This window comes from Amycolatopsis alba DSM 44262 (genome assembly GCF_000384215.1).
Lineage (GTDB): Bacteria > Actinomycetota > Actinomycetes > Mycobacteriales > Pseudonocardiaceae > Amycolatopsis > Amycolatopsis alba.
This window is the reverse complement of the sequence record NZ_KB913032.1, coordinates 7014613-7032932: the sequence shown is the minus strand read 5'-3', so window position 1 is coordinate 7032932 and position 18320 is coordinate 7014613. Positions and strand designations below refer to the sequence as shown.

15 protein-coding genes and 2 pseudogenes are annotated in these 18320 nt (G+C 69.2%); 12 read left to right on the top strand and 5 right to left on the bottom strand.

What is annotated here, in order from left to right; translation table 11 throughout:
- Positions 1 to 339: 339 nt before the first annotated feature.
- Both AMYAL_RS0133125 and AMYAL_RS0133120 read right to left on the bottom strand, forming a co-directional pair.
- On the bottom strand, positions 340 to 990 hold the full coding sequence (locus AMYAL_RS0133125) for a response regulator (RefSeq protein ID WP_020635591.1): 651 nt from the start codon (positions 988 to 990) through the stop codon (positions 340 to 342).
- Complete coding sequence (locus AMYAL_RS0133120) at positions 987 to 2162, bottom strand: sensor histidine kinase (RefSeq protein ID WP_026467646.1); 1176 nt, start codon at positions 2160 to 2162, stop codon at positions 987 to 989. Before AMYAL_RS0133120 ends, AMYAL_RS0133125 begins: the two co-directional genes overlap by 4 nt.
- Positions 2163 to 2333: 171 nt before the next feature.
- Between AMYAL_RS0133120 and AMYAL_RS0133115 the strand changes: the two genes are divergently transcribed.
- Genes AMYAL_RS0133115 through AMYAL_RS50515 form a run of 3 tightly spaced genes read left to right on the top strand, consistent with a single transcriptional unit; the run spans position 2334 to position 5068 of the window.
- Entirely contained in the window at positions 2334 to 3416 is a 1083-nt protein-coding gene (locus AMYAL_RS0133115) for an ABC transporter permease (protein ID WP_020635589.1), read from the top strand.
- The gene (locus AMYAL_RS0133110; RefSeq protein ID WP_020635588.1) at positions 3413 to 4096 is read left to right on the top strand and encodes an ABC transporter ATP-binding protein; all 684 of its coding nucleotides are present in this window, start codon (positions 3413 to 3415) and stop codon (positions 4094 to 4096) included. Before AMYAL_RS0133115 ends, AMYAL_RS0133110 begins: the two co-directional genes overlap by 4 nt.
- Before the next feature lie 39 nt (positions 4097 to 4135).
- Positions 4136 to 5068: a hypothetical protein gene (locus AMYAL_RS50515; protein WP_020635587.1), complete on the top strand. Its 933-nt coding sequence runs from the start codon at positions 4136 to 4138 to the stop codon at positions 5066 to 5068.
- A 7-nt stretch (positions 5069 to 5075) separates the two neighbouring features.
- Here AMYAL_RS50515 and AMYAL_RS0133100 read toward each other — a convergent pair whose 3' ends face one another.
- Together AMYAL_RS0133100 and AMYAL_RS49525 are read right to left on the bottom strand one after the other, a co-directional pair.
- The gene (locus tag AMYAL_RS0133100; protein WP_020635586.1) at positions 5076 to 5309 is read right to left on the bottom strand and encodes an SHOCT domain-containing protein; all 234 of its coding nucleotides are present in this window, start codon (positions 5307 to 5309) and stop codon (positions 5076 to 5078) included.
- A gap of 45 nt (positions 5310 to 5354) precedes the next feature.
- Positions 5355 to 5486, bottom strand: a pseudogene (locus AMYAL_RS49525) (Acg family FMN-binding oxidoreductase); the annotation flags it as partial.
- A 184-nt stretch (positions 5487 to 5670) separates the two neighbouring features.
- On the opposite strand from AMYAL_RS49525, the pseudogene AMYAL_RS0133090 reads away from it, so the two are divergent.
- The 4 genes and pseudogenes from AMYAL_RS0133090 to AMYAL_RS0133075 form a co-directional block, all read left to right on the top strand.
- A pseudogene (locus AMYAL_RS0133090) lies at positions 5671 to 5832 on the top strand (DUF4389 domain-containing protein); the annotation flags it as partial.
- 56 nt (positions 5833 to 5888) lie between these two features.
- On the top strand, positions 5889 to 6443 hold the full coding sequence (locus AMYAL_RS46665) for a flavodoxin family protein (protein WP_020635583.1): 555 nt from the start codon (positions 5889 to 5891) through the stop codon (positions 6441 to 6443).
- Complete coding sequence (locus tag AMYAL_RS0133080) at positions 6430 to 7413, top strand: universal stress protein (protein ID WP_245193206.1); 984 nt, start codon at positions 6430 to 6432, stop codon at positions 7411 to 7413. The genes AMYAL_RS46665 and AMYAL_RS0133080 overlap by 14 nt, the downstream gene beginning before the upstream one ends.
- Positions 7358 to 8161, top strand: coding sequence for a ribosome hibernation promotion factor (locus AMYAL_RS0133075; RefSeq protein WP_020635581.1), 804 nt, complete (start codon positions 7358 to 7360; stop codon positions 8159 to 8161). The genes AMYAL_RS0133080 and AMYAL_RS0133075 overlap by 56 nt, the downstream gene beginning before the upstream one ends.
- A gap of 5 nt (positions 8162 to 8166) precedes the next feature.
- Here AMYAL_RS0133075 and AMYAL_RS0133070 read toward each other — a convergent pair whose 3' ends face one another.
- On the bottom strand, positions 8167 to 10731 hold the full coding sequence (locus AMYAL_RS0133070; protein ID WP_020635580.1) for a LuxR C-terminal-related transcriptional regulator: 2565 nt from the start codon (positions 10729 to 10731) through the stop codon (positions 8167 to 8169).
- Between the two features lie 209 nt (positions 10732 to 10940).
- Between AMYAL_RS0133070 and lanL the strand changes: the two genes are divergently transcribed.
- The 5 genes from lanL to AMYAL_RS0133045 all read left to right on the top strand — a co-directional run bounded on the left by lanL (position 10941) and on the right by AMYAL_RS0133045 (position 17876).
- Positions 10941 to 13691, top strand: a complete 2751-nt coding sequence (gene lanL / locus AMYAL_RS0133065) for a class IV lanthionine synthetase LanL (protein ID WP_020635579.1) — start codon at positions 10941 to 10943, stop codon at positions 13689 to 13691.
- 5 nt (positions 13692 to 13696) lie between these two features.
- Complete coding sequence (locus AMYAL_RS49520) at positions 13697 to 13858, top strand: listeriolysin S family TOMM bacteriocin (RefSeq protein WP_020635578.1); 162 nt, start codon at positions 13697 to 13699, stop codon at positions 13856 to 13858.
- An 81-nt stretch (positions 13859 to 13939) separates the two neighbouring features.
- Positions 13940 to 15613, top strand: coding sequence for an ABC transporter ATP-binding protein (locus AMYAL_RS0133055; RefSeq protein ID WP_020635577.1), 1674 nt, complete (start codon positions 13940 to 13942; stop codon positions 15611 to 15613).
- Positions 15610 to 17292 carry an ABC transporter ATP-binding protein gene (locus AMYAL_RS0133050; RefSeq protein ID WP_020635576.1) on the top strand — a complete coding sequence of 561 codons (1683 nt, stop codon included), beginning with the start codon at positions 15610 to 15612 and terminating at the stop codon, positions 17290 to 17292. Before AMYAL_RS0133055 ends, AMYAL_RS0133050 begins: the two co-directional genes overlap by 4 nt.
- Positions 17293 to 17354: 62 nt before the next feature.
- Positions 17355 to 17876: a thioredoxin-like domain-containing protein gene (locus AMYAL_RS0133045; RefSeq protein ID WP_245193204.1), complete on the top strand. Its 522-nt coding sequence runs from the start codon at positions 17355 to 17357 to the stop codon at positions 17874 to 17876.
- The last annotated feature ends 444 nt before the right edge of the window (positions 17877 to 18320 follow it).

Below are 18320 nucleotides of genomic sequence, written 5' to 3'. Positions count from 1 at the left end.
AACGTCCTGAATCCTCCACACTCGGTCTCGGTGCGGTCGAGCGGGGAAGGTTCCGGCCGTTGAACGTCCGGAACCTTCTCCCGTTGAGCCGACAGCCGCAGAACCGCCACCCTCGCGCAGGTCAGGCGTGAGTGGTAAGTCGCGTTCTCACCGTCCTTACCACTCACGAGACCCGCGATCCCCTGGGGTCCAGTGCGGTCTGGCGGGGAGGGCGTGTTGCGAAAGCCACTTTCGCAACGTTGAAGGTTGCGAAAGTGGCTTTCGCAACGCGACCAGCGGGGCGCGTGCTTGGACCGTCGGCAGGTCAGGCGTGAGTGGTGAGGACGGTTCTAACCGTCCTCACCACTCACGAGGCGCGCGGCGGATGAGACCGAGGTCGGTCGCAGTGGCGACGGCGGAGGTGCGGGAGTCGACACCGAGTTTGGTGTAGCTGCGGGCCAGATGGGATTTCACGGTGCCCTCGGTCAGATGGAGCCTGTCGGCGATCGCCCGGTTGGACAGGCCGTCGGCCACCAGGACCAGCACCTCGATCTCCCGCAGGGTCAGCGCGATGTTCGGCATGCGCATGCGGTTCATGAGCCTGTCGGCCACGGTCGGCGCCAGCGTGGAGCGCCCGGCCGCGGCTGTGCGCACGGCGGCTGCCAGATCTTCGGGAGGGGCGTCTTTGAGGAGATAGCCGGTGGCGCCCGCTTCGATGGCGGGCAGGGTGTCGGCGTCCGAGTCGTACGTGGTGACGATCAGAACGCGGGGCGCACCCGGCCGGGCGGTGATGGCCGCCGTGGCTTCGGCTCCGGTCATGCCGGGGCCGAAGCGCAGGTCCATCAGCACGACGTCGATGTCGCCTTCCGAGGCGCGGGCCACCGCTTCCTCCGCTGTCGCGGCTTCGGCCGAGACGAGGAGTCCGGGTTCGGTTTCCAGCAGGGCGCGCAGTCCGGCCCGGACGATGGGGTGGTCGTCGGCCAGGAGGAGACGGATCGGGGGTTCGGTCACGGGAGTTCCTGGGGTTCGACGGGAAACCGCACGGACAAGGCGGCGCCCTGGCCGGGGGAGGACTCGACGGTGAGGGTCCCGTCCAGTGTTTCGGCACGGGTGCGCATCGCGGTCAGTCCGAAGCCACCGCGCTCGGGGTCGAAGCCGATCCCGTCGTCGACGACGTCGAGGGTGACGTGCTCGTCCAGGTAACTCAAGGTGACCCTGGCGATGGACGCTTTGGCGTGCCGGACGGTGTTCGCGAGGGCGGACTGGCCGATGCGCAGCATCGCGACCTCATGCGTGGTCGGCAGCGGAACGGGAGTGCCGACGAGCCGGAAATGCGCGGCGACCCGGTGCCGGGCGCTGATGGTGGCACACAGCCGTTCCAGCGCGTCGGGCAAAGTGGTGTTGTCGAGTGCGGGGGGAGACAGCGCGATGACGAAGCGGCGGGCTTCGGCGAGGTTGTCCGCGGCCGCCTGACGGGCTTGCTCGACGTAGAGGGCGGCGTTCCCGGCGTTGTCGGGCAGCCGTCTTTCGGCGGCACGCAACAGGAGTTGGATGCTCGACAACCCCTGGGCGAGGGTGTCGTGGATTTCGTTGGCCAGCCGCTCCCGTTCGGCGAGCACCCCCGCTTCGTGCTGGGCTCCGGCGAGTTCCGCGCGGGTGGCGGTGAGCTCCTCGATCAGGTTCCGGCGCCGTTCGCTTTCGCGGTACAGCGCCTGATAGCCCCAGACCACGGCGACCGCGACGGCGGCCCCGAGAGCCGGGCCGATCGCCGCCGCCGGGACGAAGGAACCCTGATGGGCGGCGAACGCGATGATCGCGGCCAGCGCTGTCGCGATCACCGCCACCAGGCCCTGACGGCGCGGCAGCAAGTGCAACTGCAGGAAGTACAGCGGGAACGCGACCCACACGCCGTCGGCGGTCAGCGCCAGCAGGACCAGCCATGCGACGCCCACCGCGAACAGCCACCAAGCGGCGGCTCGCCGGGACGTCCTGACACGGGGCAGGAGCGGGCCCGCCGCGTAGACCACGCCGCAGGTCAGTGCCGTCGCGACGACCGCTCCCGCACGGGGTGAGCCGTCGACGACCGCTCGCACTGCCGCCAGCGCGAGCAGGGCGATGAGCAGCAGGTGCAGACACCAGGTCAGCATCCGGCTCGTCGGGGTCAAAGCGGGCGTGGTGATCACAATGCGTCCAGGCTACGGAGCCGGATCGCGGTGCGCCTCTATCCAAAGGTAGAGGCGGCGTGCCGTCTTCCGGCCCGCGAAGTGTGATCTCCGGCCAGATGTCCTCGCGGGGCCCGGCGGCGATCGTGGAGAGGTACCCAATCCACCCGCCGGAGAGGACAGACCGGAACCGTGTTCGTCGCCTGGAGAGACCTGAGATTCGCCAAAGGGCGATTCGCCCTGATGGGTGCCGTAGTCGTGCTGATCACCCTGCTGGTCGGTTTGTTGTCCGGGCTCACCGCCGGGCTCGGCGAGCAGAACATCTCCGCGATCACCGGCCTGCCCGCCGACAAGATCGTCTTCGCCGCTCCCGGCGACGGACAGAGCCTCTCCTACGCCAATTCCGCCCTCACCGAGACGCAGCGGCGGCAGTGGGCCGCGGCCCCTGGCGTCACCGGTGCCGAACCGCTGGGCATCGCCACCACCAAGGCCACCGCGGGGAACCGGAGCGCCGGGATCACCGTGCTGGGTGTCCGGGCCGGTTCGACGCTCACCTCGGACAGCGGCGCCATCACCGGTGACTCGGTGGTGTTGTCGACCTCCGCCGCCGAGGATTTGGGCGTCCGGAACGGGGACACCCTCTCCGTCGCCGGGCGTCCGCTGACCGTCGCCGCCGTGTCAGGGGACGCCTGGTTCAGCCACACCCCGGTGGTGTGGGCAGGCCTCGACGTCTGGGCGAAGACGGTGCCGCCCGCGGGCGGTGAGCCGAGCGCGACCGTGCTGGCGCTGACCACGACAGCCGACGTCGACGTCACGGCCATAGACCGTGCCGTGGGCACGAAGACGGTTTCGAAGACCGACTCGCTGTCCGCGATCGGCTCCTACACCTCCGAAAACGGTTCGCTGCAACTGATGCGGGGTTTCCTTTTCGCCATCTCGGCACTCGTGATCGGTGCCTTCTTCACCGTCTGGACCATCCAGCGCAGCGGCGACATCGCCGTCCTCAAGGCATTGGGGGCCAGTACGGGCTTCCTGCTGAAAGACGCGCTCGGCCAGGCAGTCGTGCTTCTCGTCGGCGGAACCGCCCTCGGGACAGGGCTGGCCGTCGGCCTCGGTGCCGTGGTCGCCGGCTCCGCCGTGCCGTTCCTGCTGACTCCGGCCACCGTTCTCGTCCCGGCCGCCGTGATGATCCTGCTCGGCGCGCTGGGAGCCGCTCTTTCCGTCCGCCGCATCACCGCTGTCGACCCGCTGACCGCACTGGGGAGTGCCCGATGAGCCTGAACCTGACCGGCGTCACCCTCACCTATCCCGACGGCGACTCCCGCCTCACCGCCCTGGACGACGTCACCCTGGACGTGCCCGCGGGCGCGCTCACCGCTGTCGCCGGGCCTTCTGGCTCCGGCAAGTCCAGCCTGCTCGCCGTCGCCGCCACCCTCATCACCCCGGACGACGGGACCGTCACGATCGACGGCACCGTGACCACCGGTCTGACCCGCGGTGAACTCACGGAACTGCGGCGTCGCAAGATCGGGATCGTGTTCCAGCAACCCAATCTGCTGCCCTCGCTCACGGCCGTCGAACAACTTCAGGTCATGGCCCGGATCGACGGCCGCTCCACGGCCAAGGCCCGTGACGCGGCCATGGACCTGCTCGACGCCGTCGGGCTCACACCGCAGGCGGGACGCCGTCCGCACCAGCTCTCCGGTGGTCAACGGCAGCGGGTGAACATCGCCCGCGCTCTGATGAACGAGCCCACCGTGCTGCTGATCGACGAACCGACGAGCGCACTCGACCACGACCGCGGCGCCGCGGTCGTCGACCTGATCACCCGGCTCACTCACGAGCGCTCCACCGCGACCGTTCTGGTCACCCACGACCGGGTCCACCTCGCCGCGGTGGACCGGATCACCGAAGTCCACGACGGGAGGTTGAGCCACTCCGCGCCAGTGGGTTGACATCTTGTCCAGGGATACCGGGCGGCGGATAGTGGAATCGTGCCGTTGACCGGTGGGCCGCAGCGGGTGTCGACTGCCGTGAACGGGCAGCCGATCGACATCGATGCCATCCTGACGAAGTTGCGCGACAAGGCGACGTTGGAACACGTGGCCGGTGTCCTGATGGCCCGGTACGACCTGGCTGATGCCATGATGGCGATCCATGCGTTGCGAACCGCCGCTCTCCGGCACAATGTGGGCCCGGACGCGCTGGCGCGGGCAGTGCTCGTCGCGCCTCGCCCGTGGCGGAACGGACGCTGGTTTCCGCCTCGTGTCTGGCGGAGCGCACCGGAACTCGATTTCCTGTCCGGTTCGTTCGGTCTCCGGCCGTCGGGTCTGCTGTGGGCGGCGCTCGATCGGGTGACCGATCGTGCCCAAACCGCCCAGGGCGACATCCAATCGGTGACCCCGAGCAGGACGGGCCTGAAACTGGAACGAGCCGAAGGCTTCTCGAAGGAGTTCTTCCAGCACTTCGCCCACGTCGAGGGCGATGCCACCGCATGCGGGATCGCCATCCGCGACGAGGTTTCGCATCGGCACGGGGTGGGGCTCGCCGCGACGGCGCTTCCGCCGGGATCGTTGCCGTGGGCGGGATTGGTCCGCCCTTCGACGGCACTGCCGGACAGCGCGGTCCTGATGAGACGGCTGGCCGCAGAGACGCTGCTCGTGTTCTTGACCCTCGACGACACCCGGTACGACCATCTGACGGCGGGTCACGCGGTGCAGACCACCTGGCTCGACGCGGTCGACGGAGGGCTCGTCGGTTCGGTGCTGACGCAGCCTTTGCACCTGCCCGAGGTGCGCTCCGCGTTGTGCGAAGACCTCGAACTGGCCGGGTTCCCGCAGGCACTCATGCGGTTCGGCTACCCCTCCGGGGCGGTACCGGCCAGTCCGCGCCGTGCCGTCGACGAAGTTCTCGGACGCGGCTTCTGAGCGGGGCTCAGTTCCGGATCGCGGCGCGGCGTTCGTCGTACTCGGCCTTGTCGATCTCGCCGCGGGCGAAGCGTTCGTTGAGGATCCGCAAGGCTTCGTCACGGCCGGAAGCCGGCCGCGTGTACCGGCGCAGCAGGAGCACGGCGACGGTGACGAGTCCGGCGACCACGATGACCGCGATGGCGAGCACCAGGACCACACCGATCCAGCCGCTGCCGGCGTAACAGTGTCCGTAAGACATCACCAAAAGTCCTTTCGGTCAGTGGCTCTGACGGCGCGGCGCCGGTGGTCGGCCGAATGCGGGGTCGGCGAACGCGCCCGTCGGCAGGACGCCGAGGGTGTCGTCCCGCGCGGGCGCGTTCGCCGACGGGACGCCGTCCGGAGCGGTGTGGCGTCCGCTCCAGGCGGCGAGTTCGGTGCCGGTCCCACGATCCATCGGGAGCACCTGCCTCATCGGTAGCGGAACCGCTGATTCCCATGGTTCTTGCCACCCGCGACGCCGAGGAGGGTCGGAGGACCCGCCTGGCAGGGTCCTTCGTTCCTGTCCAGGCGGCGGGGAAACCCGGATCGTCGAGCTGTCCGCTCCGTGTCGAGGAGGCGTCGTGAACCAGGCAGTTCGTGTCGAAGCCAGGCTCGACCCCGGTCTGTCGCGCTGGTTGTGGCTGGTGAAGTGGTTGCTGGCGGTCCCGCACTACCTCGTGCTCGCGTTCCTGTGGCTCGCTTTCCTTCTGCTCACGATGGCGGGCGCGGTGGCATTGGTCGTTTTCGCCGCCTCGCGGGCATCTCGTGGAGTTTCGACGGCAGGGCAAGGAGAACGCTGATGCGGGCGATGGTGGTGTACGAGTCGATGTCCGGGAACACCGAACAAGTGGCGAAAGCCGTGGGGGAAGGTCTCGGCCGGTACACGGAGGTCTCCGTGGTGAACGTCGACGACGTCCGGTCCGTGCCGGACGCCGATCTGCTGGTGGTCGGCGGGCCGACTCACGTGCACGGGCTGTCATGGCCGTCGAGCCGGTCCGAGGCGGCCAGGCAGGCCTTGGACGATGTCCGATCGAGTACGGGCCTCCGTGAATGGCTCGGCACCTTGAACCGGTTGCCGGGTGGCCCGGTGGCGGCCTTCGACACCCGGATGGGAAAACCGCGCTGGCTCACCGGTTCCGCCGCGGTCGTCGCGCTACGCAGGTTGCGGCGGCTCGGCCGCGTGCCACTCGTGCCACCGGAGAGCTTCTTGGTCGAGACCGACGGACAACAGCCGGTGTTGCGCGCCGGTGAGCTCGACCGTGCCCGCGAGTGGGGTGCGGCGCTCGGCAGGCGGTTCGCCTCGGTCCGAAAGACCGGCCGTCCGGAAGGCGGTGGCGGCGGTGGGAAGGCGTGAACCCGTGGTGGCGGGAGTCGACGGTTCCGAATCCGCGCTGCGGGCGGTGCGCTGGGCGGCGGGGGAAGCCGTCCGGAACGAGCGACCGCTGCGGCTGGTCCACGCCTGCGTCCCGCCGGACCACGACTATCCCAACCTGGAGGTCACCGCGGCCGAAGTACGTGAAGCCATGTGGGCGACCGCTGCCGGCAGGCTGGAGACCGCCGCCGAAGTCGCCCGGACGTCGGAGCCGTCGCTGAAGATCGAAGCCGAGGCCAGATCCGGGGATCCACGGGTACTGCTGGTCGACGAGTCCTGGCGGGCGGCGATGGTGGTGCTGGGTTCACGCGGGCTCACCGGGGCAGGCCGGTTGCTGCTGGGGTCGTCGGGGCTCGCGCTCGCGGTCCACGGCCACTGTCCGGTCATCGTCGTCCGTGGCGATCGGAGCGGATCGGGACCGGTGCTGGTCGGGGTGGACGACTGGAGTGGTTCGGCAGCCGCGGTGCGGTTCGCGTTCGAGGAAGCGTCGACCCTCGGCGTGCCGGTGACAGTGCTCAAGACCTTGCCCGAGAACGATCCGGCCGGTTCCGCCGCGCAGGAGCTTTCCCTGCGGTCTTTGGAGAAGCACGTCGACTGGGTCGCATCGGGGTTCCCGCAGGTCCTGTCGGAGTGCCTCGTCGTCAGGGGCCGCTCTGGCCGGGTGCTGACGGAGTACGGCGGGCGGGCCGGGCTGATCGTGGTCGGAAACCGTGGCCACAGTGGTTTCGGCGGACTGCTGCTCGGTTCTGTCGGCCAGGAGTTGCCAGGGCGCGTGCCGTGTCCTGTCGCCGTCGTCCGGCCGGGGGCGCTTCCCACGTTCGTCATCCGACGGGAGGAACCGCTCACGGTCAGGGGAGAGCGGCCGCATCAGGCGGTCTTCGGAAAGGATCGAGGAAATGCGGACGACCGGGATCAAGGTGACACCCGACGTGCACGTGACGGTGCGCGGTGACCTTCCGCCCGCCGTCGCCGAGCGTGCCGGGCGGAGGGTGAAACGGCTTTTCGCGATCGCCCACCGTCCCGTGCTCGCCGCGTCGGTGCGGCTGAGCAGGCACGGGAATCCCACCATGGAACAGCCCGTGGTCGTTCAGGCGAACCTCGACGTCGGCGGGAGGCGGCTGCGGGCCCAGGTCGCCGCACCGACCGCCGAAGAGGCGATCGCCCGCTTGGACACGAAGTTGCGGTGCCAGCTGGAGCGGAGCGCGCTCCACCGGGCGGCCAGGCGTGGACGCCGCCCGGACGTCGACCCCGGCGAATGGCGCCACGATTCGCTGTCCGGACTGCCGTCGCTGTGGCTTCCCCTGCCGGAGGGTGAACGAGAGATCGTCCGGCACAAGGCTTACTCGCTCGCACGCTCCACTGTGGACGACGCGTTCTTCGAGATGCACCTCCTGGACTACGACTTCCACCTGTTCACGGAATCGGGGACGGGTCAGGACAGCGTGCTGTACCACGCCGGCCCCACCTTGCACCGGCTGGCGCAGTCGACGCCGCCGGGGCCGCACCGGCTCAGCCCGTTCCGGCTGGCGGTGACCGTCAGCGGGCAACCGGCGCCGGTCCTGACGGCGGCCGAGGCGGTGGAACGGCTCGGTCTGCTCGGTTTGCCGTTCCTCTTCTTCGTCGACATCGGACTGAAGCGGGGCAGCGTCCTCTACCACCGGTACGACGGTCACTACGGCCTGATCACGCCGGCGGGCTAGATCTCTCAATTCCCGCGGAACAGCGAGGTGAGTTCGATCCTGCTCGAAATGCCGAGCTTGTCGTACACATGGGCCAGATGGTTGTCCACCGTCCGGACGGACAGCCGCAACCGCCGCGCGATCTCCGGGCTCGTCGCCTGCCTCGCGGCCAGCCGGGCGATCTCGCGTTCCCTCGGCGTCAGCTGCTGAGTGCCCTCGACGCTGTCGAGCACCGGAGTCCGCGCGGTCGGGCAACATCGCGCCAGTTCGCGCGCCCTCGCGAGAGCGGCGCCCGCCCGTCGTGTCTGCCCCGCTTCCTGCGCCACCCGACCGGCGGCCGTCAGCATCTCGGCGGCGAGAAGGGGAGCGGGCAGGTCGGCGAACGCGTCCGCCGCGGCGAGCAGCGCGGCTTCGTCGTCCGCCGCCATGGCCGCTGCCGCGTCGCGATAGACGCGGGCCAGGTCGCCTTCGACGGTCTCCGCGAGCACCTTCAGGCGTTTCTCCGCCTGCCTCGCCGCGCCGAGCCGGGCGGCCTCGTACAGCACGACCGCTTCCATGCACGGAAGTCCGGCGTCCCTGGCGAGCGCGGCGCCGTCGAGCGCGATCTCCGCCGCGCCACGCAGGTCACCGCGGGCGGCGCTGACCCAGGCGCGATGAGCTTCGGCGTGCGGCCGGAAGAGCCGCTTGACCGCGGTCCGCGAGTCTTCCTCACGAGCGCCGTCGAGGACTTCCGCCGCTTCGTCGACGGATCCGCTCATCGCGAGCGTTCCGGCGAGGATCATCTCGTGCAGGTGGAGGCTGCCGGTCGGATCCTGCGCGGTTTCGATGGCGACGGCTTCGCGCAGTGACGTCACGGCGGCGCGGAGTTCCCCGCGTAGCTGGGAGATCAGTCCGGACAGCGCCGACCATGCCGCGATCAGGCCGGGATCGCCGACCTGCACGGCCGACTGCCCACCGTCCTCGGCGACGTCCTGTGCCTCGGAAAGCCTGCCCGCGAACAGCAACGCGTACCCCTCGGCGAGCCGGAGATACGGCAGTCCGGTGCGGACCAGGTCCTCGTGGCGTTCGGCGAGCCGCCGCCCCTGGCGCGCGATGTCGAGCGCCGTCGAGACCTTGCCGAGCATCGCGTAGGCGTTGACCGCCGTGGTGAACGCCCAGAGTCTCGCGTCGATCGGGGCCGACTCCAGTTCGGCGATCTTGAGCGCGATGTCGAGCGCCTCCCGGCAGTTCCCTTCGGCGAGCAGGATCAGTGCCCGCGTCACCGTCGGGTCGTCCGGCAGCATCGTGGTGGCCTCGTCGTGCCGCGCGAGCCCCCAGTACAGGAGCCTCGCCCTGGTGGTGGTCCAGTCGCTGGGTTCGGACCGGCCGCTTTCCGCGAGTACCGCGATCCCGTCCTGATGCCGTCCGCACCAGCTGAGTACCTCGGCGAGCAAGGTCCGCGCCTGATCGGATCCCGCGTCGACGGCGGCGCGCGCGAGCCGTTCCGCGAGCACGAGGTCATGACGGGCAAGGGATTGCCGGGCCGCGGCGAGCATGTCCGGCACACTCGGCCGCACGCCGGTGGCGAGCTGCCAGGTGGTCAGGCGCAGCAAATCGTCCCTGCGCCGCAACGAGGTCGCGCCGAGGCGTTCGGCAAGGGTTCGATGGATCTCTCTGGCACGTAGTGGTTTCAGGCCGGAACGGAGGACTTCGCCATAGATCGGATGAGCGAGCCGGGCTTCGGAGCGACGGCCGTCGCCGGTGACCTCGAGCAGCCCGGCGCGTTCGGCAGCGAGCAGTCCCGGTTCGGGCTCGACCAGTTCGAGCGGCAAGGGTTCACCACACGCCACCAGCTCGACGACCGACCGCACGGCCGAGTCGCAACTGCGCAGCCGAGCCTCCACGAGTTCGTGCAGCCGCCAGGCGCCGACCACCGGACCCTGCCATCGCCAGGTTCCGCTTTCCTTCACCAGCGCACCGGATTCGAGCCCGTCGAGCACCAAAGCCTGCAAATGCAACGGGTTCCCGTCGGCCAGCCTGCGCAGCCGGGTTCGGACGGACGCCGGAACGTGGCCGTCCAGCGCGTGTCCGATCAGATCGTCGATCAGGGGATCGGCAAGCGGGGAAACCTCCATGCGGCGGGCCTGCCCGTTCTTCCACAAGGTGAAGATCGCGTCCGGAGCACTCGCCCCGGTCACCACGGTCGCGATCACGACGACCCGGCGGTGGGTGCACAGATGATGGACCAGTGCTGCCGAACCCTCGTCGAGCAGATGGGCGTCGTCGACGGCGAGAACCGCGCCGTCCTCGTCCCATCCCGCGGACGCCCATCGGAAAAGTGTTGTGCGGTCGGGTTCTTCGTCCGCCGACGGGGTGGCAGGCAGGAGATGGGAAGCGGCGCCGAGCGGGATCGAGGATCCGGCGCCGGTCGCGGCCAGTAGTTCGACACGGCGCCCGGCCGCGGCCGCGCGATCCATCGCGACCCGCAGCAACCGGGTCTTCCCGACGCCGGGCGGTCCGGCGAGGACGAGCCCGCCGGTTGCCCCCGCCAGCACTTCGTCGATCGAGGAAAGCTCTCTTCGCCGTCCCACCAGCGGCCACGTCGAATCCAAGGCGGCACCCCCTCAGATGTCCTCCGCGGAAACCCTTTTGTGCCAGCCTCGATGCGGTGCCGGGATACGTCAAGCGGCGATACTCCATTCGCATTGAGTAATCCGGGTGCGCGTCCGAATAGGAACTTGAGTAGTGCTTCTGCTCTGTCGGAGGGGATTAATCGCGGCCTAGGTTCATGTCCTCAAACCGACCACGTCGAGGACACGCAATGGCACTCCCGCTTGTTCGTGAAGAAGACGATCTCCACACCATGCCGAGGACGGCGGCACTGTCAGCGGATTTCCCGGAACCCGGCGAACTGGTTGCGGAATCTCTGGCGGACTGTGTGCTTTCCGGCTGGCTGATCGAACGTGCCGACATCTGGACCTATCTGCGCCCGCCGTTGGAGGAACGCCGTATCCAGGGCTGGAAACTGCACGTTTCGGCGACGGTGCTCTCCGCGCCGTGGGTCCTGCAGGCCTGTTTGCCGATTCTGCTCGCCTCTTCGGCGCAGTTCAAATTCGCCTCCACCGCGGTCGACGTGCTGAAACTCAACGACTTCCAGTGCCCGCGTGGCAATTCCGGTAAGTTCATCACCGTCTACCCGCCGGATCGTGATTCTTTGCTGGAACTCGCCGAGAAGCTGCACGAAGCGACCATCGGTTTGTCCGGTCCGGCAATCCTTTCCGACGCCCGCTACCGCAAGGGGAGCCTGGTTCATTACCGGTACGGGGCGTTCGACGGCTACCGGATGCTGACCAATGACGGTGGGTATCGCGATTGTGTACTCGACGAGAACGGCGCGCCGGTGGAGGACCGGAGGCCAGGTCACTTCCAGCCCCCTTCCTGGCTCCTGGACCCGTTCGGACGCGAGGTCACCGCGACCGTGACGTCGGTGTTGCTGAGAGACCGGTACGAGGTCACGCGGGTGGTTCGCCACGCCAACAAGGGCGGTGTCTACCGCGCGCTGGACCGCGAGACCGGACGCGAGGTGATCGTCAAGGAGGCACGGCCCCACGTCGGCACGGATCGTGAAGGTCTCGACGCGCGTGACTACCTCCGGCACGAAGGATTCGTGTTGCGTCACCTCGCCGGGACCGGTCTTGTCCCGGAGTACGTCGATCTTTTGGAGCAGCAGGAACACGTTTTCCTGATCGAGGAATACCTGGACGGTGAACGATTCCGCGACCGGGTCGACGGGATCCTGCGCAGCGGTGACGGCCAGCTCGACACCGCCGAATGCGCCGCGCTTGCCGGGAAGCTCGCCCGGTTGCTGCGTGGTCTGCACCAGCGGGGCGTGGTCGTCCGCGACTTCACGCCGAACAACCTGCTGACGATGCCCGACGGTTCCGTCCGGCTGATCGACCTCGAACTCGCTGCCGTCCGCGCCGGGAGCCCGGCCGAATGGATCGTGCTCGGTGCGGGCAGCGGAACCCCCGGCCTGAGCGCGCCGGAGCAGTTCGCCTGCGTGGACCCGGATCCGGCCGTGGACCTCTTCAGCCTCGGAGCCACGCTCCTACATCAGATCGCCCACGTGAACCCCGACTTCGCCGAGGATCTCCCGGAGGTGCGCCCGTTGGAGGAACGAGTGGCCGAATGGCTCGCCCCGCCACTGACCAGACCGTTGTCGCGCACGCTGAGCCGGGTGATCAAGGGGCTCATGCGCACCGAACCCACCGAACGGATGAGCCTGGCGGAGGTCATCGAACTGACCGAAACCCCGGCGCCGTCGCTCACCAGGTCGAGGGAACTGCTCTGGTCGCCGGAGCAGTGGGACGAACTGGTCGAGGGCGCACTCGGACATCTGACCGAGACGGCCGCCGCCGAATCCGAGCCGAGACCGTGGCCCGAAACCGGGTTCGGGGAGCTGAACGAACCCTGCTCCGTCCAGCACGGCCTGGCAGGCACCCTCGCGGTGCTGGCGAAGCTCAGTGAGAACGACATGCACGTCGACAGGCTCTACGACATCGTGCTGCCCCGGATCCTCCGGCATCTGGACGGCCGGCACCATCGGCTTCCCGGCCTGTATTTCGGCTTCTCCGGGACGGCTTGGGCGCTTTACGACGCAGGCCGGGTGCTGGGCCGCCCGGAGCTCATCGACCGAGCCTTGCGGCTGGTCAAGAGCCTCATCATGGCCTGGCCCAATCCCGACATCACCCACGGCCTCTCGGGGCTGGGCACCTGCTTTCTCTACCTGGCCGGTGAAACCGGCGATGCGGAACTGGCGCGCCGCGCGGTTCGCTGCGCCGAATCCATACTGGCCGCCGCGAATCCGGGGCCTGACGGTCTCATGTGGACGATCCCGATGTCGTTCGATTCCGATCTCGCAGGCTACCGTTCGTACGGCTTCGCCCATGGTGTGGCCGGGATCGGCGCGTTCCTGCTCGCCGCGGCGGGAGCCGCCGGACGCGAGGACTTCGCCGACGCCGCGCGGCGCTGCGGCGACACCCTGCTGACCGCGTCGAGCATCGACACCGGGGCCACTCACTGGCCGGACTGCCCAGGGGCGTCGCGGGCACCGGTGTGGTGGTGCAACGGTTCGGCGGGAATCGGCACCTTTCTGTGCCGCCTCTACGCCGAAACCGGCGACGAGCGGTACCTCGAGGCCGCGACCGGCGCGGCCCGTGCGGTGATGGCGACCCGGCATTGGGCCGGGACCGCCTATTGCCACGGCCTTCCCGGCAACGGCGACTTCCTGCTCGACCTGGCGGGCGCGACCGGTGACCAGACCTACCGGGTCTGGGCGGAGTCGATCGCGCAGCTCATGTGGGCGCGGCGGATCTACCGGAACGGCCGGGCCGTGCTGCCGGACGAGGGCGGCAAGGACATCACCAGTGGCTTCGGCGCGGGGATCTCCGGCCAGCTCGCCTTCCTCGCCCGCCTGAAGTTCGGCGGACGCCGGCTCTTCCACCCCGACCCATCGACCTGGCGCGACGGCGTCTCGCCGGAGCGCTCCGGAACTCGTTCCGAAAGGAGGTGACCGATATGGCCATTCCCAACGTCGAGGCGCTGCAGGCTCTGCCCGAGCCGGGAACAGGTTCGTCCTACATGGACTTCTCCGCAGGCTGCTGCAGCTTCACGTGCGGCAGCAAGTCCTGTGGTGCGACCTGCATCAAGCAGCCGGGTGTGCCCGGCAACGACGACTGATCGAACCGGTAGACGAACTCGCCGGAGGCGTGACACCGACTCCGCCTCCGGCGGGTTTCCCATCACGAGGAGACCCCGGCCATGACCTCCGTACGGCAAGTCGTATCGCGCGACCTGCTCAGGCGCCGCCCGGCCCTCACGGTGCTCGCGGTCGCCGGTGCTGCCGTGGCGCTGGCCTGCGAACTCCTGGTGCCGTCGTCGCTGGCGGACGCCGTCGCGAGTATGTCCGGCCGGGGGGTGGCGACCGGACCGCTGATCACCTTGGCGGTCCTGCTCGGCATCGGTCTCGTGGCGTCCGTCGTCGCGGGTCAGGTGACGGTGCGGGGGATGGCGGCGACCACCGCGTGTCATCGACGGGATCTGCTGGAGAAGACGTTGAGACTGCCGGTCCGGCAGCGGGAGTTCTCTTCCGGTGACCTGCTGACCCGGTTTTCCGGCGACGCCGGCGCTCCCGCACAGCTGGGCTTCGGGGCGATCGGGGTGCTGATCACGGCGGCCGGATCGGTGGTCGCGCTGGTCGCGCTGTGGTTCCTCGACCCATGGCTCACCGGGCTCGTCGGGGCGGAACTCGTCATCAGCTGGTTCGCGGTGCGGGTGTTCCTCCGACGGGTCGGTGACGCCGAGACCCGGTACCGGACCGCGCGCGGCAGGCTGGCCGCGCTGCTGGTCGACGCGCATTCGGGGGTACGGACCATCCGCGCGGGCCGCACTCGCGATCGTGAGTTGCGCCGGATCCTCGGTCCACTGACGGAACTGCGGAGCGCGGGCCTCGCTGCCTGGCGTTCACAGCGGGAGATCGGCTGGCGGATGGGCCTGCTCGCGCCGGTCCAGGAGGTGGCGCTGCTGTCCGTCGCGGGTTTCGGCGTGATGTCCGGACGGCTCGATGGCGGCGAGGTTCTCGCCGCGCTCTTCTACAGTCAACTGGCACTGGGCCTGCTGGAACAGGTGGACTCGCTGGTCGGCATGGTCTACAGCGCGGCCAACTCCCGGCGTCTGCTGGAGGTTCACGACGCACCGTCCGTGCCGGTACCGGCCAGGCCGAGAGCCCTGCCTCCCGGCGACGGTGAGCTCCGCTTCGAAGATGTCGCCGTCGGGCCCTTGAGCCGGGTGACCTTCACGGTTCCGCCCGGCACGCACGTCGCCCTCGTCGGCCGGTCCGGTTCGGGTAAGTCGTCGCTGATGGGAGCGGTCGGCAGGCTGTCCGACGTCACGTCGGGGCGAGTGGTGCTGGACGGCGTCGACGTCCGTGACCTGGAGCTTTCGTCGCTCCGGAGCGAGATCGCCTACGCCTTCGAAGAACCCTTGCTCTTCGGGGCCACGATCGGCGACGCGATCGCCGCGACGGCGCCGCTGCCCGGATCCGCCGTGGCCCGTGCGGCCAGACAGGCACGGGCCGACCTCTTCGTCCGGCGGCTTCCGGACGGCTACGGCACTTTGGCCGATCACCTTCCGTTGTCCGGTGGCGAGGTCCAGCGCCTCGGCCTGGCGAGGGCGCTCGCCCGTCCCGCCCGCGTGCTGGTGCTCGACGACGCGATGTCCAATGTGGACACGGCGACCGCGGCGGAGATCAACCGCGCGATCCGGTCGGCGTGGCGGTCACGGACGGCGCTCGTCGTCGCGCACCGCGTGGTAACCGCGGCAGGCGCGGATCTCGTCGCTTGGCTCGGCGACGGTGGGTTGCGAGCCCTCGCGCCGCATCACGAACTGTGGCGTGACAGCGGTTACCGCGAGCTGTTCGCCGTGGGGGAGCCGTGAGGGCGCGCGACGGTGTGCGGCTGCTGCGCGCCGAACTGGCGCCGTACCAGCGGTCCCTGTGCGCGGTCGCGGGATTGGCCTTGCTGCTGTCCGCGCCGACGGCGCTTTCCGGCGTGCTGATCGCGCGGGCCCTGGACGACGGGTTCTTCGTGCGACGGGCCGAGACCGGACTGTGGTGGCTGGCGTTGCTCGTGCAGATCCAGCTGGCGGGCGCGGTGCTGACCAGGGCGTTGTTCGGCCCGCTTGCCCGGATCGTCGAGCCGCTCCGGGACCGGCTGGTCACCACGATCACGGCAGCCGGGCTGGACCGCGCCTTGGCGGGTGAGAGTGCCCAACCCGGTGCCGCCGTGCGGCAGGCCACCGGCGAGACCGAGTCCGTCCGGAGGCTCGTCGCGACGGTGCTGCGCAACGTGCACACCACGGTCTCCGTCGCGATCGGTGCGCTCGCCGGTCTCGCCGCCGTCGTCCCGGTCGCGGCCTTGATGCTGCTTCCGGGCCTGCTCGCGGCCGTCGCCGTCTACCGACGGCTGGTGAAGTACGCCTGGAAATGGCAGCGGAAGGCGATTCTGATCGAGGAACGCCTCGCCGACGACGCCACCAGGGTGTTCACCGCGCGCAGGGACATCGTCGCCTTCGCGGCCGAACCGACCGCGACCAGGCAGATACGCGAAGGTGTCGAGGCAGCACGGCACGCGGCCGTCAGGTACGCGAGGGTCGGGGTGTTGCGTTCCCTCACCGTGAGCCTCGGCGTCGACCTCGGGCTGCTGGCCCTTCTGGTCCTGGCGCCGGTCCTGATCTCGCAGGGCAGCCTGTCGTCGGGCGACCTCGTCGCCGCCGTGTACTACGTGACGTTCGGGCTCGCTCCGGCGGTGAAGTTCCTCGTCCACGGTGGCGCGGGCTGGCTGGTGGACCTGATCGGGACGATGACCAGGCTCAGCGAGGTCGCCGTCGGGCCAGGGAACCGCGAGTCCCCGAGGCAGGCGGGCGGCAGCCGGAACATCAGCCTGCGCCGTGTCTCGTACACCTATTCGGCGACGGCCGACCCGGTACTGGACGACGTCAGCCTGGACATCCCGTACGGGCAGCACATCGCCGTCGTCGGCCCCAGCGGGGCGGGCAAGTCCACCTTGGCCTCCCTCCTCTGCGGGCTGAGGGCACCGACCGCCGGGTCGATCCGCGGCGGCCGTTCGGTCGCCCTCGTCCCGCAGGAGGCCTACGTCTTCGCCGGAACCGTCCGCGAGAACCTCGCCTACCTGGCGCCGGACACACCCGACAGCGACCTGCTCCGCACCGCGCGGCTCTTCGGTCTGGACGAGCTTGAACTCGACCGGGAGCTACCTCCAAACGGTGCGGGGCTTTCCGCGGGCGAGCGGCAGCTCATCACGCTCGCCCGCACCCATCTTTCCCCCGCGCCGGTGGTGATCCTCGACGAGGCGACCTGTCATCTGGATCCGGCCGCCGAACAACGCGCGGAACTCGCTTTCGCCCGCCGTGGCGGCACACTCGTCGTGATCGCCCATCGGATCAGCAGCGCCTGGCGGGCCGGCCGGGTCCTGCTGGTCGACGCGGGTCAGGTGGTGGACGGCACGCATTCGAGCCTGCTCGCGGGCAACAGCCGGTATCGCGAGCTGGCGATGAGCTGGGAAGCGGAGCCATTCGACAAGGGACGGACAGCCTGATGCACCGAGCGGCCGACGGTTTCGCACTGGACAAGGCGCCGAGGCAGCGCGGAGTGGTTTGGATGTTCCTTTTCCTGGGCACCCTCGCGATCGTGGCGGCGGACCTGGTCGGGTTCACCCGGCTCACCGAGCAGAGTGAGCCGGGGATCGCCGGTGTGGAACGATTCGCCATCCGTGAGCGTGGGCACACCACGGAACCCGTCGCGTACGACCGGATTCCGCCCGCGGGTGGTCCGCACGACCCAGTGCTGCAGAACTGCGGCGTGTATGCCGAGCCATTGCGTAACGAGAACGTGGTGCATTCGCTGGAACACGGCGCGGTCTGGCTCACCTACCGCCCCGACCTGCCTGCCGGTCAGGTGGACCTGTTGCGCAGGCTGGTCAAAGGAAAACACCACACTTTGCTCAGTCCGTACCCCGGCCTGCCCGCCACCGTGGTGGCGACCGCGTGGGGAAGACGGCTCGCATTGGACGATCCGGCGGATCCGCGGATAGTACGATTCCTCGACTTTTATCGCGCCGGTCCGCAGACGGTCGAGAAAGGTGCTCCGTGTGACGGCGGCACCGGAAATCCATTGCCATAGCGAGAATGCGTTTCTCGGTTTCCCCTGATTGGGAACGTGCGCCGGGTGCCCTCGACCGGGACATCCCGGCGTGGTACTTGTGCCGTATACCTCGATAAGTCCCATTGAGGGCTTTTGTGATCGTCAGACCGGGTTCCGGCGTGGTTTGCGAGCCACTGACCGGTCGAACTGGAACAAAATGGCATCCAGGTCGTCCAGACGAGTCGGTTGACGTCGGCAAGCGATGTATGCAGTGGCTATGCAGTGGCGGTGCGCAACTCTATCCGCATTATGGGATTCGGCCACACGGACGCGTCGAGGGTCCTGTTTTCGGGTCGGATCGACGTGTCAGTGGCGTGCCTCTGAACAACGGGAAAATGCCGGGTTTCGACCGCCTGGTGCGTCTTGGACGCGTTGACAACTTCCTCTCAATTGCCGCTCACTTGTGGGATCTCGTACCTGTCG

Excerpts from the sequence above, each read along its gene's own strand:
- AMYAL_RS0133110 (WP_020635588.1), top strand. The coding sequence starts at position 3,413 with ATGAGCCTGAACCTGACCGGCGTCACCCTCACCTATCCCGACGGCGAC.
- AMYAL_RS0133100 (WP_020635586.1), bottom strand. The coding sequence starts at position 5,309 with ATGTCTTACGGACACTGTTACGCCGGCAGCGGCTGGATCGGTGTGGTC.
- AMYAL_RS46665 (WP_020635583.1), top strand. The coding sequence starts at position 5,889 with ATGCGGGCGATGGTGGTGTACGAGTCGATGTCCGGGAACACCGAACAA.
- AMYAL_RS0133075 (WP_020635581.1), top strand. The coding sequence starts at position 7,358 with ATGCGGACGACCGGGATCAAGGTGACACCCGACGTGCACGTGACGGTG.
- lanL (WP_020635579.1), top strand. The coding sequence starts at position 10,941 with ATGGCACTCCCGCTTGTTCGTGAAGAAGACGATCTCCACACCATGCCG.
- AMYAL_RS49520 (WP_020635578.1), top strand. The coding sequence starts at position 13,697 with ATGGCCATTCCCAACGTCGAGGCGCTGCAGGCTCTGCCCGAGCCGGGA.
- AMYAL_RS0133055 (WP_020635577.1), top strand. The coding sequence starts at position 13,940 with ATGACCTCCGTACGGCAAGTCGTATCGCGCGACCTGCTCAGGCGCCGC.
- AMYAL_RS0133045 (WP_245193204.1), top strand. The coding sequence starts at position 17,355 with ATGTTCCTTTTCCTGGGCACCCTCGCGATCGTGGCGGCGGACCTGGTC.